This window comes from Streptomyces sp. JHA26 (assembly GCF_002005565.1).
GTDB lineage: Bacteria > Actinomycetota > Actinomycetes > Streptomycetales > Streptomycetaceae > Streptomyces.
Map to the genome: position 1 here is coordinate 16,765 of NZ_BDJC01000038.1, position 15,818 is coordinate 32,582.

Genomic DNA, 15,818 nt, shown 5'->3' on the forward strand with positions numbered 1-15,818 from the left:
CTCGGCTGACTCCGGCTGGACGCGCCCCGGCGCAGCCAGGGGACGGCCGGCGAGGGCCTGCGAGGGCTGACCGCGCGCAAGGGCAAGCACCGGGGGCAGCCGTCACTCCCGTCGGGTCCCGGCGCCTTCCCACGCCCGCGTGAACAGCGCGGGCAGCGGAACGCAGGGGACGGCGGCGAGATGGGACGTCGAGCGGTGTTCCCTGGCCAGCGGCAGCAGCATGGGCTTGGACGCCTCGACGGGGAGCCGGGGCCGTTTGCGCTCCAGCCAGGCACCGGGCAGGAAGAGGGAGCGCCCCGCTCGCGGCCGCACGGTGCGCAGCACCCTGCCGGACGCGGCCAGTTCGGCTTCCGCTTCCTTGAAGCGGCCGGGCTTCCAGCCGGTCCACGTCCTGACGTTGCGGTCGGTCGGGTCCGGCAGGGCCAGCAGCATCAGGAAGAGCGACGCGGCGTCCCTGCTCAGGCCGTACGCCCTGGCGCACTCCTCGACCAGGTGCGGCACCGACCGCTCGGGATGCTGCTCCCAGCCCGCGGGGCGCTCGGTGTCGGTGCTCAGGTGCCGGCCGAGCGCGGCGAAGTCGTCGCTCAGCAGCAGCCGCAGGTCCGCGAGGGCGGGCAGGCCGGAGGGGCCGGGCAGCCACTGGGAGGGCAGTACGGAGTCGAGGTAGGCGTCCAGGGCGTCCAGCAGCGGGTCGTCGGGGCCCTTGAGCGCGGCGGGGTCGACGTGCAGGCGCCTCATGTCGTAGACCGGGTCGTCGGCCTCCGTGACCGCGGGGTGGGCGGTCAGCGCGTCCGTGGCCGGCGGCGGACCCATCAGGTGGTTGCTCTGCAGGGAGAAGAGCGTGAGCGGACCGGGGACGGCGGCCGTCTCCTCACGCAGCCGGGCGATCGTCGCGCCGACCGCGGGGCGCAGCGGGTCGCCGGCCGGGGTGCGGTAGGCGATCCAGGCGGCGATCCTCGGCAGGGCCGTCGGCTGCGGTGCTCCCTCCGGGCCATCGGCCGGGTGGGGGGCCAGGCAGTCCGCGCCGGCGGCGACGCGGGCGAGGAGGGTGGGCAGGCGCAGGCGGGGCCGGTAGCCCGGAATGCCCTGGCGCATCTGCCGTGGGAGGGCCTCTTCGCCCTGGGGAGGCAGGATCTCCTTGGCGGCCAGGGGCAGCAGTGCCATGGGTACGGGCAGCGGGGTACCCAGTTCCGCGAGCCACCACGCGGCGGCCCGGTCCACGTCCGGGCCGGTGGTCCACAGCAGTTCCGGGTCGTCGGGCAGGAGCTTGTCGTAGAGGGTGGCCACGCGCTCCGGCCCGAGCAGGTCGGTCAGCACGGCGATGGCCTGTTTCGCGTCCTCCCCGCGGATCTTCCAGGCCTTCAGGTCGGTGGAACGGAACCTGGGACGGTAGCGAAGGAGCTGGCCGGACCGGCGGGGCGTGCAGGGGACGTGGGCGGTCAGCAGCACGGTGGCCTCGGCCGGGGTCAGGCCCAGCCGCTGGGCGAAGGCCGTGGCGAGCTCCGGGCGGGCGGGTGCGTGGCCGTGCTCGCGGTACAGCTCGGCGAAGCGCGTGAACCAGGCGCCGGGACGCACCGGTTCCATGATGTGGGCGTCGGTGAGCGTGGCGCCGCCCGCCGCGAGCGGGCCGTCCTCGGGGAAGTCGCCGTCGGGCGCGTATTCCCACAGTGTCCGCCTGGGGGCCCGGCCGCCGGAGGCCATGACGTAGGCGACGGAGGTGGCCGTGCGGAACACCTCGCCCTCACGGGCGACGGCGCGGATCCCGCGGTATTCGGGGACCTCGCACCGTACGATGCGCCAGCGGCCCGGTTCGCCGGTGACGAGGGGGTGGGTCGCGTAGGCGGTCAGCGGCCCCACCGGTGACAACCAGCCGGCATGCCGGGTGGACACGGCGCACAGGGCGAGCGGGGCCGCACACACGTGGGTGTGGCGCAGCCCGTCGTTGTCGAGCAGACGGTCGTAGGTCGTCGTGGGCTTGGTGAGGTCACCGTCCCAGACGGGGGCGGTGTCGTCCTGTGCGAGCTGGATCATCGAGCGGCCGATGCGCTCGTCCGCGTTCGCCGGCTTCCGGCCGGCCGGTGTCGCCTCGTCTTCCACGGGGGTGAAGCGACGGGCCAGCTGCTCCAGTCCCGCACGGCAGTTGACGGCCATGACCAGCAAGGACGCGGCCTCGCTCCGGGCGGGATCGCCCAGTTGCGGCAGCATCTGACGGATCGGCTCGCGGTTGGGAGGCTGGACACCGTCCCGTGCGACGTAGCAGGGGGTGAGACGGCCCAGCAGCTCCTCGACCTGCGGGCGGGTGACGGTGTCGGGCAGCTTCGCCATCAGCAGCGGTACGACGTCCACCGCCGCGAACTCGGCGGCCGTGTCGGGGTCCTTCGGCAGCAGGTCGAGGGCGACGCCCGCGTGGACCAACCGGCCGAGCAGCAGGACCAGTTCGTCGAAGTCCGCCACGGTGCGCAGCTTCGCCCGCTCGCGGCCGAACCAGGCGCGGATCTCCTCGTGCCCGAGCGGGTTGTCGAAGAGCGGGGGTATGCGGTCCCAGCCCTTGGAGGACTGGTGCGGCTGGTACCAGCGATTGTCGCCCAGGTCCTTGAGGGTCATCTCCAGCTCGACGCGTGTCCGGGCGCGCAGCTCCCGGGCGAAGCGGGGGTCGGCCTGGAGGTGTGTCAGTTCGGGCCGACGGCGGAGTTCGACGTCGCTCGGCCTGCACGGGCCGAGGAGCTCCGGCGGGTCGGCGACCGGTGCGCCGTGCTCCAGCAGCAGATCGATCAGGTTCAGGGGCGTCGTGTAGTGGTAGTCCCGGTCGGTGCCGATCCGCTGGTAGCGGATGTCGACGGGTACGCCGTCCGCGCGCAGTTTCGGGGCGATCCGTTCGGCGATCTCGTGCACGGCCGGCCAGATACCGTTGCCGTCCCTGAGCGTGGCGATGCGCACGCTCAGCCAGGCCGCCGCCTCGCCGGCCTCCATCCCCGGTGCCTCACCGGTGAGCAGCGCCAGCGCGCCGGTGCGCTCCAGCAGGCTCAGCCACAGTCCGGAGCCGGCGAGGCTGCGGTGGGGCCGCTGGTCCAGCATCGTGCGGGGCGTCTCGGGAACGCGTTCGGTCAGCAGGTCCACGGCCGTGCCCGTGAGGCAATCGGCCCAGAACTTCTCGTCGTTCAGCGGGAAGTGACCGGTACGGAGGATGTCCTCGAGCAGCGTCGCGAGTTCGCTCTCCGGGTCCGCTCCGGCGGCCTTGGCGAGCTTGCGCAGGTCCTGGGCGAGCTGCGGGTACACCTCGGACGACGCCCGCATGCGGCGGGTCACGACGTCGCGGAAACGCGGGAGGTCCTCCGGCGTCGCCACGCCCTTGACGGCCAGGTCGCGCAGCCAGGCCCGCAGGGTGGTCGCGGAGAGAGCACCGGCTTCGGCGTAGGTGAGGTAGCGGCGCAGCAGCCACTCGTGGTCGACCTCGCGGGCCTGGGTCCGCTCGCAGGTGCGGGCTCGCCCGAACCACGCGGTGGCGGTGGGACGGTCCTCGTGCCGCAGGGCGAGATCGGCCATCTCGTCGAGGAGGGTGGTCAGCAGTGCGGGGGCGGTCTCCTCCAGTCCCTGGAGGACGGCGTCGATGTCCTTCTTGAAGACGTAGGCCCAGTTGTTCGTGCGCGCCCGCAGCAGGAGGATCTTCTCCGTCGCCGGCTCCTCGAGGCCGGGGTGGGCGGCGAGGACCCGTTCGGGGAAGGGCAGCTCGCCGTCGGAGGGGTCCGGTATGCCGGTGGAGAAGAAGTCCTCCGGTTCCCATCCCTGCCCGCGCATCAGCTGGTCCCGGAAGGGGATCAGTTGCTCAGGGAGCAGCTGGGTGTGGGTGCGGCCGTCGAAACCGGCGTAGGTGCGGGCCCACAGACCCCCCTCGCCCAGCTCGTCGGTGAGCTGCACACACTCGGCCTCCAGGGCCTTGCGCCACATCGGGTCGGCGTCGGCCAGCGCGCGGGGCACGACCGCCTGGACACGGGCCCACTGCTCCGCCTGCCGACGGCACTCCTCGCGGTGGTCGCGCAGACGGGTGCCCGTCTCGTGCAGGGCGCGGATCCCGGGAGCATCCGCCAGCTGGGCGGGCAGCTGCTTGAGCTTCCGCCTCTGGGGATTGCGGTAGACGATCTCCAGATCGTCCGTCAGTTCCGCGGTGTACCCGTCCTTCTCCACCTGTGTGCCCATGTGCCGGCCGCCTCCCGTTATGTCGCCCTGTTCTGTGCCGGTGCCTGGTGCCTGGTGCCGGTCACTTGTCTGTCGCACGCTACGTCGTACCACCGACAACGCCCGTCCCCGCCCCGGCACCTGTGCGGTGAACATGAGTCCGCCCCCGCTTCCCCAACCGGGCCGTGACCGACTTCCGGGTACACGCTCTCGGGCGGCCGGGGTGGCGTGATCCGGCAGTTCACCCCTCATCGACTGCCAGCGGAGCACAGCACCGTCGATCTCCGGCTCGCCTACGACCAGCAGCTCGCCGAGCTCGCCTACAACGCCACCTAGGCAGCGTTCTCAAAGAGCTCGCAGGCCCCGGTCGGCGAAGGCGATCAGCCACTCGAAGCTTTCGTCGATGTCGGCGTTCCACTGGAAGCCGTTGGCCACCTGCAGTGTGGCGAAACCGTGGAAGAGGCTGCGGAGGGTGCGCAGGGCGTGGTCCACGTCGGGCTCCGCGATCTCGTAGCCGCGCAGGATGGCGGTGAACGTGCCGAGCAGCCGCCGCCCTGCGGTGGCGAGCGGGTCGTCCGGGCCGGAGGGTTCCGCGCCGATCGTCGCGGCGTAACGGCCGGGGTGTTGCAGGACGAAGGCGCGGAAGGCGCGGGCCGCGGTCTCCAGGGCGTCGCGGCCCGCGTATCCCTGGATCGCCGCGCCGATGGCGTCGGCGGCCTCGTTCAATGCCAGGGCCGCGATGCGCCGGTTGAGGTCTTCCTGGCCGTTCACGTGCTTGTACAGGGACGGGGTGCGCACGCCCACCCGCTCGGCCAGCGACCCCATCGTCAGGTTGGCGAGGCCCACCTCGTCGGCAAGGGCGGCGCCGGCCGCGACCACGGTCGCCGGGTCCAGGCCTGCCCTAGGCACGGTCGGCCACCGATCGGAGGAAGGCGAGCGTCAGCGAGACGACCTGGTCGGGGAACTGGTCGTGCGGGTAGTGTCCGGCGCCCTCGATCATCTCGAGTCGGCCCAGGCCGGCCGGCAGGGCGTCGACGATCGCCGCCCCCTCGGCGTGCGGGTCGGCCCAGTCGGGGTCGAGCGTGCCCATCACGACCAGGACCGGGCAGCGGACGTTGCCGAGCTGTGCGCCGGCGTCGGTCGGGGCGCTGCGGCCCATGCTCTGCAGGGCCTTCATCCGGCCCGGCTCGCGCAGCAGGGAGTCGATGCGATCGAGTCGCTCGGCCCAGTCGGCCGGCTTCACGCCGGGACAGGCCACGTCGAGGTACGAGTGCCACAGCGGCACACTGCCGAACACGCCCGCGCCGAGCAGTCGCAGCATGCCCTGCCGGAAGCGCTTCACTCGCAGGTCGCCGGGGCGGATCGACTGTTTGCGGGTGAACGGCGCGAGCTCGACGACCGCGGTGACCAGCGAGGGTTCCTGCGCCGCGGCGACGGTGGCGGCGCCGCCGGAGATCGAATGACCGACGAGCACGGCCGGGCCGCCCAGGTGGCGGATCACGGCGAGCAGGTCGCCGGCGATGGCGGTGCGGCTCCAGGTCGGCCAGTCGACGCTGGACTCACCGCAGCCGCGCAGGTCGACCGCGGCGACCCGGTGCCCCGCCGCCACCAGGGCCGGGATCACGGCACGGTACGCGGCGCGGCTGTCGCCCATGCCGTGCGCGAGAACGATCAACGGACCGGAACCCGTCACCTCGTAAGCGATCGTGCCGCCGTCGACGGCAAGGTACTCGGTCATGGCATCCCCCAGATCTAGCTAACTTGATTAGCTAGAGGCTAAAGGCGTTAGCCGAGTCCGTCAACACCGGACCCCGGCACGGCCAGGAAGAACGCCGAAGTGGTTTCGACGGGCCGTTCACAGCCACTCGGCGACGGCCGCGACCAGCACTGTCGCTTCGTGGCGGACGGCGGGTTCGTCGTAGCGGGTGGCGACCGCGCGGTGACGCTCGAGGCGATGGGCCACCTGGTCGCACTTCTCCGGGATCGTGCGGCGGACACCGCGTCGGCGCAGGCAGACGCGGTTCGCGCGGGATCCGTAGGCCTTGTCCGCGCGGACCCTGTCCGGGCGAGTGCGCGGGCGTACCGGCCTGGACGTGGGTGACGGTCCTGGTTCGGGTGCCATCCCGCTGCCGGCGGAGCGCGCCCCGTGCCAGTCGGGCCGACCGGCGGACGCTGCCGGCCGACCCGGTCGGCTCAGGGGTAGAAGTGGGTCAGCGACTCCGCGACACACGCGGGTTTCTGCGATCCCTCCAGTTCGAAGGTGAAGGCCCTCTTCATCTGCACCCCGCCCCGGGCGACCTCCTTGACCTCGCCGACCGAGGCGTGCAGCCGGACGCGGCTGCCGACGGGGACGGGCGCCGGGTACCTGACGCGGTCGACGCCGTAGTTGAGTGCGCGTCCCACACCGGTCACCTGGAGCAGTTCGCCGAACATCGGGATGCCCCAGCTCAGGACCATGTAGCCGTGGGCGATGGTGCGCCCGTAGGGTCCGTCGGCGGCACGCGCCACGTCGGTGTGGATCCACTGGTGGTCCCCGGAGACGTGGGCGTAGGCGTCGATGAGTTCCTGGGTGACCTCTTTCCAGTCCGAGTGCCCGAGGTCGCGTCCGCCGAGGGCGAGGATCTCCGGGATGCCGTGCACTGTCAGGGGCATGGGCGGTACTCCGTTCCGGGCGTGCGGGGCGGTCAGGCGCTGACGGGGGCGGTGCGGGACGCGGTGACGGCGGGGCCGGCGGCCTGCTCGTCGTGGTTGGGACGCCTGAGCAGCAGGAGCATGCAGCCCAGGGTCAGCGCCACCTGGAGGACGGCGTAGGCGATGACCGCGGTGATGGAACCGGTCCGGTTGAGCAGGAACTGGCCGATGATCGGTGTCGTACCGCCCAGCAGCGTGCCGCACAGCTGGTAGCAGAGCGAGATGCCGGTGTAGCGCAGGTGAGCGGGGAAGCGGCTCGCCAGCATGCCGGCCAGCGCGGCGTAGTACAGGCAGTGCGGGATGGTGGCGACGGATACACCGAGCATCGCGAGACCGTAGTTCTCGGTACTGATGAGGAGGAACATCAGCGGCAGCAGGACGAGTTCGGGCACCAGCATCACGAGCACGGCGCGGGACCAGCTCTTCATCCTGGTGGCGATGACCGCTCCGAAGGGCTGGACGATGATCTGGGTGACGTTGGCGACCAGGATGATCGTGAGGAAGGAACTGCGGTCGAAATCGAGGGAGCTGGTGGCCCAGGACAGGGCGAACGTCGACTTGAAGTAGGTCGCCGACAGACCGATGGTGCAGGCGCCGATACCGAGGACGATCAGCATGGGGTGGCTGCGCAGGACCTCGGAGAGCGGCAGCTTGACGACCTTCTTCCTCTCGATGAGCTTGGCCATGGCCGGGGACTCGGAGACCTTCAGCCGGACCAGCAGGCCGACCATGACGAGCGCGGCCGAGGCGAGGAAGGGCACCCGCCAGCCCCAGGCGACGAAGGCGTCGTCGGGCAGTTGGCTGATGGCCAGGAAGCTCAGGGTGGAGAGGGTGTTGCCGACGGGCGAGCCCTGCTGGGCGAACGCCCCGTACAGCACCGACTTGCCCTTGGGGGCGTGTTCGGAGGCGATCAGCACGGAGCCGCCCCACTCGCCGCCGAGGCCGATGCCCTGGATCATGCGGATGAGGACCAGCAGGATCGGAGCCGCGACGCCGATCGACCCGTAGCTCGGGAGGAGGCCGATCGCCGTGGTGGAGACCCCCATCATCAGCAGGGTGATGACGAGGGTCTTCTTGCGGCCCAGGCGGTCGCCGTAGTGGCCGAAGACGATGCCTCCGATGGGGCGGGCGAGGAAGCCGACCCAGAAGGTGGCGAAGGCGACCAGGGTGCCCACGGCTCCTTGGAGTTCGGGGAAGAACACCTTGTCGAAGACGAGTGCCGCCGCGGTGCCGTAGATGTAGAAGTCGAACCACTCGATGGTCGAGCCGATGAAGGCTCCGATTCCCGCACGGTTGGCGGCTTTCGTCTTCTCGCGGGCGGTGGGGACGGACGCACTCATGGGTGGCTCCCTGTGAACATCGTGATCGAGCGGAGGGGATGACTGAGCGGGGCGTCGTCCGGATGTCCTGCGCCGCGAGAGGGGTCGGGGGACGGCGGCACGGACGGGAACGACTGCGGTGGGGGCGGCGGCCTCAGGCGGGGATGCGCTCGAAGACCGCGGCGAGGCCCTGGCCGCCGCCGATGCACATGGTCTCCAGGCCGTAGCGGGCCTGGCTGCGGTGCATCTCGTGGGCGAGGGTGGCGAGGATGCGGGCACCGGTGGCGCCGACCGGGTGGCCGAGCGAGACTCCGGAGCCGTTGACGTTGATCCGCTGCTCGTGGTCCTTCTCGCCGAGGCCGAGTTCCCGGGTGCAGGCCAGCACCTGGGCGGCGAACGCCTCGTTGATCTCGACGAGATCGATGTCGGTGAGGGTGAGCCCGGCGCGGCCGAGGGCGGCGTGGGTGGCCGGGACCGGCCCGAGGCCCATGGTCGCGGCGGGGACACCGGCCCGGGCGAAGGACACCAGCCGGACCAGCGGGGTGAGGCCGAGCCGTGCGGCGGTGGCGGCGCTGGTGACCAGGCAGGCGGCCGCCGCGTCGTTCTGACCGCTCGCGTTGCCCGCCGTCACGGTCGCCTCGGGGTCGCTCCCGCCCATGATCGGGCGCAGGGCCGCGAGTTGCTCGGCGGTCGTGTCGGGGCGGGGGTGCTCGTCGGTGGTCACCACCGTCTCGCCCTTGCCCGTGCGTACGGTGACGGGCACCGTCTCGGCGTCGAAACGTCCCTCCTTCATCGCACGGGCGGCCCGCGTCTGGGAGCGCAGGGCGAGCGCGTCCTGGTCCGCGCGGCTGATGGAGAAGGCGCGGCGCAGGTTCTCCGCGGTCTCGATCATGCCGCCGGGGACGGGGTGGCGGACGCCGCCCGCGGTGACCCGGCCGCGGGCCAGTGCGTCGTGGAGCTGGAGGCCGGGGCCCTTGATGCCCCAGCGGCCCTCGTGCGTGTAGTAGGGGGCGGCGCTCATCACGTCGACGCCGCCCGCGATGACGACGTCGCTGAAGCCTTCCCGGATCTGCATGGCGGCGTCCAGGACGGCCTGCAGTCCCGAGCCGCAGCGGCGGTCGGTCTGGAGGCCGGTGACGGTGTCGGGGAGGCCGGCGTCGAGGGCGGCGACACGGCCGATGGCCGGGGCCTCGGCCGTGGGGTAGGCGTGCCCGAGGATCACCTCGTCGACCCGGTCCGGGTCGATCCCCGTGCGGGCGACGACCTCCGTGATGACGCGTGCGGCGAGTGCGGCGGGGGTCTGCCGGGCGAAGACGCCGCCGAAACGCCCGATGGGGGTGCGCAGCGGTGCGCAGATGACGACGTCTGAACGGTCGGACACGGCGGGAGACCTTTCGGCGGCTCGGGTGTGTAGGGGGGACCTTCGCACCCGACCACTGAGTCGGTCCAATACCGAATTCGCGATCTATTGATTCCCGCTCCGTCTCAATCGACCGGCGCGGGTGTCGGCAGGGCCTCCTCGGCCACCGCGAGCACGGCCCGCAGCGCGGCGGACGGGTTGTCGGTGCGCCAGGCGAGCGCGGCCTGCCGCCGCACCGGCGGACCGGCCAGGGGCCGGTACACGAGCCCGCCCTGCTTGATGTGCCGGACGGAGGAGACGGTGAGGGTGACGCCGACGCCCGCCGCCACGAGGGCGAGGATCGTGTACGAGTCGGGGGCCTCCTGCACCACACGCGGGTTGAAGCCGGCCGACTCGCAGACCTCGACCATCGCGTCGCGCACCGTGGAACCCGCGTTCGCGGGGAAGGAGACGAAGGGTTCGTCGGCCAGGACGGCGATGGGGATGCTGTCGAGTTCGGCCAGCCTGTGGTCGGAGGGCAGGGCGCACAGCAGTTCCTCCTCGTCGATCACCCGGTAGGCCACTCCCGGCTGGGTCACCGGGAGCCGGACGAACCCGAGGTCGAGGGAGCCGTCGGCGACCCGCGACAGGGCCACGTTGGCGTACGTCTGCCCCTTCATGACCAGCTCCAGGGCGGGGTGGGCGGCCCGGACCGCCCGGGTCAGCAGGGGCAGCGTCTCGTGGCTGGAGGCACCGGCGAAGCCGATGGTGACCCGGCCGTACTCCCCCCGTCCGGCGGCCTTGGCGGTCCGGACCGCGATGTCGAGGTCCTCGAGGACGGTGCGCACGGGTTCGAGGAAGGACTCCCCCGCACTGGTGAGCCGTACCGAGCGGGTGTTGCGCTCGAAGAGCTGGACGCCGAGCTCCTTCTCCAGCTGGCGGATCTGCTGGCTGAGCGGGGGCTGGGCCATCTGCAGCCTCTTGGCGGCCCGGCCGAAGTGCAGCTCCTCGGCCACCGCGGTGAACGCCGTGAGATGACGCAGTTCCATCCGAAGACCCATTCATAGCGAGACCGTCTTGATGCCACCCTAATTTGGTATTGGACAGTACTCAATGGCCGCTGACACGGTAGGACGACCCGCACCCACTCGTCGAGGAGCACCGTGGAACGGACGGATACGGCCGACGGGGCCGGCAAGGTCATGTCGATGAGGGACGCCGTCGCCGCCTTCGTGCACGACGGCGCCACCGTCTGCCTCGAAGGCTTCACCCACCTCATCCCCACCGCCGCCGGGCACGAGATCATCCGCCAGGGCCGCCGGGACCTCACCGTCGTACGGATGACGGCGGACATCGTCGTCGACCAGATGATCGCCGCCGGCTGCGTCTCACGGCTGGTGTCCTCCTTCGTGGGCAATTCCTCGGCCGGTTCGCTCGGTGAGCTGCGGCGCAGGATCGAGCGCGCCGACCCGGCACCGCTCGCCTTCGAGGAGTACAGCCACTACGGGATGGTCTGCCGCTACCTGGCCGGTGCGCAGCGGCTCCCCTTCTACCCGCTGCGCAGTTACGGCGGCAGCGACCTGCCGGGGGTCAACGGCGACCTGCGCAAGGTGACGTCGCCCTACCCCGGGCCTGACGGCGAGCCCGAGCAGGTCTACGTCGTCCCACCGGTCAATCCCGACGTCACGATCGTCCACGCCCAGCGGGCCGATCGCCTGGGCAACACCCAGATCTGGGGGCTGACCGGCGTCCAGGCGGAGGCGGTGTACGCGGCGGACAAGGCGATCGTCGTGGTCGAGGAGGTCGTCGACGAGGAAGTGGTCCGCTCGGATCCCAACCGGACGGTGGTGCCGGCTCACGCGGTCGACGCCGTGGTCGTCTGCCCGCGCGGCGCGCACCCGTCCTTCGCGCAGGGCTACTACGACCGCGACAACGACTTCTACCGCGCCTGGTCGCACATCAGCGCGGATCCGCAACGGCTGCGGGAGTGGCTGGACGAGTGGGTGTACGGAACGGCCGACCACGCCGAGTACGCCGCGAAGCTGGGCGAGACGTTCTGGGCGGGACTCTCGGTCGGCGAGGCGCTCAGCGAGCCGGTGAACTACGGGCGGCGGCTGTGACCGCGCCGCAGGAAAGGAAAGAGACCGTGACGCTCACCGCACCCGGGGCGGTCACCTCCTCGGAGCTGCTCGCCGTCGTCGCCTCCCGTGAACTGGCCTGTCGGCGCACGGTGTTCGCCGGTATCGGACTGCCGACGCTCGCCACCGAACTGGCCCATCTGACGGTCGCACCGCAGATCGAGGTGGTGTACGAGTCCGGCGTCTGCGGCGCGCACCCGTCGCACCTGCCGGAGACCATCGCCGACGCCGTGCTCATCTCGGGTGCGGAGGCGGTGCTGTCCATGCCGGCGCTGTTCGGGTACGTCCTGCAGGGCGGCCACATCGACGTCGGCTTCCTGGGTGCCGCCCAGATCGACCGGTGGGGCAACCTCAACACCTCCGTGATCGGGGACTGGGAGCGCCCGCAGGTACGACTGCCGGGCTCCGGCGGCGCCGTCGAGGTGATGGCCAACTCCCGCGAGGTGTTCGTGGTGATGCGCCGGCACACTCCGCGCTCCTTCACCGAGACCCTGGACTTCTGCACCACCCCCGGCCCGGACCGGGCACTGGCGCAGGGCATCCGCCCGCTGGGCGTCGGCGTCACCCGGGTCATCACCGAACTGGGCATCCTGGCCCGTGAGGGAGTCGGCGAGGAGCTGCGACTGGTGGCCGTCCATCCCGGTGTGACGGTCGGTCAGGTCCGCGAGGCCACCGGCTGGGACCTCGAGGTGGCCGACTCGGTGGAGACCGTGGAGCCGCCGACCGCGGCGGAGCTGCGGCTGCTGAGGGAGGACGTGGACCCCGGCCGCGTGTACCTCCGCTGAGCCGGATCGCGCCCCCTGCCGAGCCGGCTCGTCGCCCGTGTTCCGCGCGTTCTCGCGCAGTCCCGCAGTCCCGCAGTCCCGCACCTACGGAAGGACCGTTTTCGCCATGCGCATCAGGATCGTCGGTGCCGGAGCCATGGGCCGCGGCATCGCCCAGTGGGCTGCGTCCGCCGGACACACCGTGGAGCTGTGCGACGTACGGCGGGAGGCCGTGACGGCGGCCGTCGACTTCGTACGGTCGATGCTCGAACGGGCCGTCGACAAGGGCCGGATGTCCGCCGCGGACAGTGCCTCGGCCCTGGAGCGGCTCGTCGCGCTGGACGACCCGTGGGCCGCCGGCCCGGACGTCGGGCTGGTCGTCGAAGCCGTACGGGAGGACCTGGACACCAAGGCCGAGGTGTTCGGGAAGCTGGAACAGGTCCTGCCCGCCTCCACCGTCTTCGCCACCAACACCTCGTCCCTGTCCGTCACCCGGCTCGCCGCCACCCTGGCGGACCCGAGCCGGCTCGTGGGGCTGCACTTCTTCAATCCCGTACCGCTGATGAAGATCGTCGAGGTGGTGCCGGGTGCGGCGACCCGGCCGGACATCCCGCCGGCCCTCACCGCGCTGGTGGAGGGGTGCGGCCACCGTGCGGTCACGGTCGCGGACACGCCGGGTTTCCTCGTCAACCATGCCGGCCGGGGCCTGGTCACCGAGGCGCTGGCGCTGCTGGAGGAGTCGGTCGCCGGGCCGTCGGACATCGACCGGATCGCCCGGGACGTGCTGGGGCTGCGCATGGGTCCGTTCGAACTGATGGACCTCACGGGGCTGGACGTCACGGCCGCGGTGATCGACTCGATCTGGGAGGGCTTCCGCCACGAGGACCGCCTGCGCCCCTCCTACCTCACTCCGCACCGCGTGACCGCCGGGTTGCACGGTCGCAAGACGGGCCGGGGCTGGTACGCCTACGGGTCCGACGCCCCCGCGTCCGAAGCCGAGCCGCCGGTGACGGGTGACGCGGACCGGCCGGTGTTCGTGGCGCAGACGGCTTCCCCGTCCGCGGCCGCGCTCAGGGAGGCGCTGGTCGCCGCCGGGGCGGCGGTGGAGACCGGCTCCGAGCCGTCCGGCGACTCGGTGGTGCTGGCTCCGGTGTGGGGCACCACGGTGGCCTCCGCCGTGGCCGCGCTGGGCCTGCCCGCCGGACGCACCTTCGGGGTGGACCCGCTGCCCGCGGCGGGCCGGCGCAGGGTGCTCGCGGTGACGCCCGCGGCGGACCCGCCCGCCGCGCGGGACGCGCGTGCGGTCCTGGCCCGCGCGGCGGACGGTGAGGAGCGGTACGCCGTGTCGGTGGTACGGGACACGGCCGGCTCGGTGGCCCAGCGGCTGCTGGCCTCCGTGGTGTCGGTGGCCTCCGCGATGGCGGAGCGCTCGCTCGCCTCCCCGGCGGACATCGACCTGGCCGTGCGGATCGGTCTCGGCTACCCCGTGGGGCCCCTGAGTTGGGGCGACCGCGTGGGCGCCGCGCGGATGCTGGAGCTCCAGCGAGCTCTGTACGCCACGACCGGCGACCCGAGGTACCGCCCGACCCGCTGGCTCACCGAACGCGGCCAGCTGGGCCTCCCCCTGACGGCACCGGGCACGTCACCCGCCGACTGCACCGGCCGGTGAGGACGGCGGCTTCGTGCCGCAACCGGTCGACGGCGGCAGGCCGGGCCGGGTCCTCACTGCGGCCGGCGGCCTCCGTCCCGGCGGAGGCCTCGTCCCGGGTGGACCCGGCCGTCCAGCCCTGCCGGGGCCTTTCGCGCGCCGGCGGGGGCCGCGGTGGGCCGTGCCGGGGCCCTGGAGCCGGGTCCGTGCCGGTGGACGGCCCGGCTCAGCCCGTGAGGGACAGGACCAGTGCGGCACTGGGAGCGCAGCGGAGCCGGCCCTCGCGTATGGCGGCGACAGCTTCCGGCAGGGGGACGCGAAGGGTCCTCAGGTCCGCCTCGGAGGGCTCCGTGGCGGCCGGACCGGATGTCGGCTGGTCGACGCGCCACAGGTGGACCCGGCAGTCGGTGAGGCCTGGCAGGGGGTGGAGGGAGCCGTGCCCCGTCCAGGTGCCGCCGCGGTACCCCGTCTCCTCGGCCAGCTCGCGCCGTGCCGCGGTCAACGTGTCGTCGTCGTCCGGGTCGACGGACCCGCCGGGCAGCTGCCACAGGGCACCGGCGAGGTAGTGATACTGCTCGACCAAGAGAATCTGCCCGTCGACGAGAGCGGCCACCCGGACCTGGTCGGGTGCCTGGACCCAGTCGTAGTCGCCGCGTCGTCCGTCGGGCCCGGTGACCTCATCACGGTGCACCTGGAAATGGGGGGTGTGGTACGGCATCGTGCCGCCGTGCCGGGTCCAGGGTCCTCGCTGCTCCACGTGAGCACCGTACCGGCCCGGCCGGCGGGCCGGTACGGGGCGGGTCGGGACCGGGCGGCTGTCAGCTGCCCACGGGTCCGCGAGGCGGTGCCACGGCACGGGGGCGGTGGGCCAGAGGTGCGTCGATCATCGCTTCGGCGTCCCGGACACCGGCAAGTCGTGCGAACGCCAGCAGGTAGCTGCGGGCATTGCCCTGGAGCAGTCGCAGTTCGGCACGGCAGTCCGCGGCGAGGGGCCACTCCGTTTCGGGGCGCCCCGGTGACGCCTCCTCGAAGGCCCGCAGGCGCGGGTGCCACCGGGACAGGAACGGACGCAGTTCGAGGTTGAGGAAGTTCACGGCCAGGCACTCCACGGTCATCCCGACGCTCACATGAGTGGAGGGGCGACTGACCTTCAGCGTTTCCCGGGTGGTCGCGAACAGCCCGTACAGGGAGGTCAGTGCCTCCCGCAGCAGGCCGTCCTCGTCGTCGAGTCGCTGCACCGACACGCGCGTCACCGACTCGACGAAAAGCTGCCAGGCGACCTGCCGGGAGTCGTTGTTCACCACGAAGGTGAGTTCACTGAGCTGCGGCACGGTCACCTTCACCTCCGTGAGGCGGGCGGAGCGCCGGTAGGCGTCGAGGCCGACGGCGACCAGGGCACCCGCCAGGGCGCCGGTGATCGCGAAGAGGAAGAAGCCGCTGGTGTGGCCGACGGCACGGACGCCGAGCCCGACCACCGCCCCCGCGATCACGGACAGTCCGATGCGTGTCGTACGACCGGCCTGCCTGCCGAGTCGGTTCATGTGCGTCCCCCCGCGATTCCTCGTTCCCGTTCCCACCCGCCAGGATCCGGCCCCGGCCCGATGACGGACCCTACCCGCAGCCGCGTGGGAACAACTGCCCCTGCGCGTGGGCCCGTCCGCGGTGAGAGGGCCGACGACGATCACTTCCCCGCACCGCGCACGGCAGCCTCTGCCCGGTGTGCGCGCCATCGCACCGGTCACCGCC

The 15,818-nt window shown here is 72.2% G+C and carries 12 protein-coding genes; 3 read left to right on the forward strand and 9 right to left on the reverse strand.

The window, feature by feature from the left end; all coding sequences use genetic code 11:
- Positions 1–102: 102 nt before the first annotated feature.
- From JHAT_RS22385 to JHAT_RS22420, 7 genes are all read right to left on the reverse strand, one after another.
- Positions 103–4,194: a hypothetical protein gene (locus JHAT_RS22385; protein WP_077800037.1), complete on the reverse strand. Its 4,092-nt coding sequence runs from the start codon at positions 4,192–4,194 to the stop codon at positions 103–105.
- Between the two features lie 324 nt (positions 4,195–4,518).
- Positions 4,519–5,052 carry a TetR/AcrR family transcriptional regulator gene (locus tag JHAT_RS22390; RefSeq protein ID WP_077800038.1) on the reverse strand — a complete coding sequence of 178 codons (534 nt, stop codon included), beginning with the start codon at positions 5,050–5,052 and terminating at the stop codon, positions 4,519–4,521.
- Positions 5,053–5,074: 22 nt separating this feature from the next.
- Positions 5,075–5,911, reverse strand: a complete 837-nt coding sequence (locus JHAT_RS22395; protein WP_077800039.1) for an alpha/beta fold hydrolase — start codon at positions 5,909–5,911, stop codon at positions 5,075–5,077.
- A gap of 455 nt (positions 5,912–6,366) precedes the next feature.
- Positions 6,367–6,825: a MaoC family dehydratase gene (locus JHAT_RS22405; RefSeq protein WP_077800040.1), complete on the reverse strand. Its 459-nt coding sequence runs from the start codon at positions 6,823–6,825 to the stop codon at positions 6,367–6,369.
- A 32-nt stretch (positions 6,826–6,857) separates the two neighbouring features.
- Positions 6,858–8,204: an MFS transporter gene (locus JHAT_RS22410; RefSeq protein WP_077800041.1), complete on the reverse strand. Its 1,347-nt coding sequence runs from the start codon at positions 8,202–8,204 to the stop codon at positions 6,858–6,860.
- Positions 8,205–8,337: 133 nt separating this feature from the next.
- The gene (locus tag JHAT_RS22415; RefSeq protein WP_077800042.1) at positions 8,338–9,564 is read right to left on the reverse strand and encodes an acetyl-CoA C-acetyltransferase; all 1,227 of its coding nucleotides are present in this window, start codon (positions 9,562–9,564) and stop codon (positions 8,338–8,340) included.
- Positions 9,565–9,668: 104 nt separating this feature from the next.
- The gene (locus JHAT_RS22420) at positions 9,669–10,571 is read right to left on the reverse strand and encodes a LysR family transcriptional regulator (protein ID WP_077800043.1); all 903 of its coding nucleotides are present in this window, start codon (positions 10,569–10,571) and stop codon (positions 9,669–9,671) included.
- A gap of 153 nt (positions 10,572–10,724) precedes the next feature.
- On the opposite strand from JHAT_RS22420, the gene JHAT_RS22425 reads away from it, so the two are divergent.
- The 3 genes from JHAT_RS22425 to JHAT_RS22435 all read left to right on the forward strand — a co-directional run bounded on the left by JHAT_RS22425 (position 10,725) and on the right by JHAT_RS22435 (position 14,093).
- Positions 10,725–11,642 (forward strand): CoA transferase subunit A, encoded by a 918-nt coding sequence (locus tag JHAT_RS22425; RefSeq protein ID WP_077800071.1) that lies wholly within the window; start codon positions 10,725–10,727, stop codon positions 11,640–11,642.
- A gap of 26 nt (positions 11,643–11,668) precedes the next feature.
- A complete protein-coding gene (locus JHAT_RS22430; protein WP_107481990.1) occupies positions 11,669–12,445 on the forward strand; it encodes a CoA-transferase subunit beta in 777 nt (258 codons plus the stop codon).
- A 106-nt stretch (positions 12,446–12,551) separates the two neighbouring features.
- Complete coding sequence (locus tag JHAT_RS22435) at positions 12,552–14,093, forward strand: 3-hydroxyacyl-CoA dehydrogenase (protein WP_077800045.1); 1,542 nt, start codon at positions 12,552–12,554, stop codon at positions 14,091–14,093.
- 205 nt (positions 14,094–14,298) lie between these two features.
- Here the strand turns inward: JHAT_RS22435 and JHAT_RS22445 are convergent, their stop codons facing one another.
- Both JHAT_RS22445 and JHAT_RS22450 read right to left on the reverse strand, forming a co-directional pair.
- Positions 14,299–14,829 carry an NUDIX domain-containing protein gene (locus tag JHAT_RS22445; protein WP_143660477.1) on the reverse strand — a complete coding sequence of 177 codons (531 nt, stop codon included), beginning with the start codon at positions 14,827–14,829 and terminating at the stop codon, positions 14,299–14,301.
- Positions 14,830–14,890: 61 nt separating this feature from the next.
- On the reverse strand, positions 14,891–15,613 hold the full coding sequence (locus tag JHAT_RS22450; protein WP_077800048.1) for a hypothetical protein: 723 nt from the start codon (positions 15,611–15,613) through the stop codon (positions 14,891–14,893).
- Between the last annotated feature and the right edge of the window lie 205 nt (positions 15,614–15,818).

What these genes read in the sequence shown, in the direction of transcription:
- JHAT_RS22385 (WP_077800037.1), bottom strand. Translation starts at nt 4,194, where the DNA reads ATGGGCACACAGGTGGAGAAGGACGGGTACACCGCGGAACTGACGGAC.
- JHAT_RS22395 (WP_077800039.1), bottom strand. Translation starts at nt 5,911, where the DNA reads ATGACCGAGTACCTTGCCGTCGACGGCGGCACGATCGCTTACGAGGTG.
- JHAT_RS22405 (WP_077800040.1), bottom strand. Translation starts at nt 6,825, where the DNA reads ATGCCCCTGACAGTGCACGGCATCCCGGAGATCCTCGCCCTCGGCGGA.
- JHAT_RS22410 (WP_077800041.1), bottom strand. Translation starts at nt 8,204, where the DNA reads ATGAGTGCGTCCGTCCCCACCGCCCGCGAGAAGACGAAAGCCGCCAAC.
- JHAT_RS22420 (WP_077800043.1), bottom strand. Translation starts at nt 10,571, where the DNA reads ATGGAACTGCGTCATCTCACGGCGTTCACCGCGGTGGCCGAGGAGCTG.
- JHAT_RS22425 (WP_077800071.1), top strand. Translation starts at nt 10,725, where the DNA reads ATGTCGATGAGGGACGCCGTCGCCGCCTTCGTGCACGACGGCGCCACC.
- JHAT_RS22435 (WP_077800045.1), top strand. Translation starts at nt 12,552, where the DNA reads ATGCGCATCAGGATCGTCGGTGCCGGAGCCATGGGCCGCGGCATCGCC.
- JHAT_RS22450 (WP_077800048.1), bottom strand. Translation starts at nt 15,613, where the DNA reads ATGAACCGACTCGGCAGGCAGGCCGGTCGTACGACACGCATCGGACTG.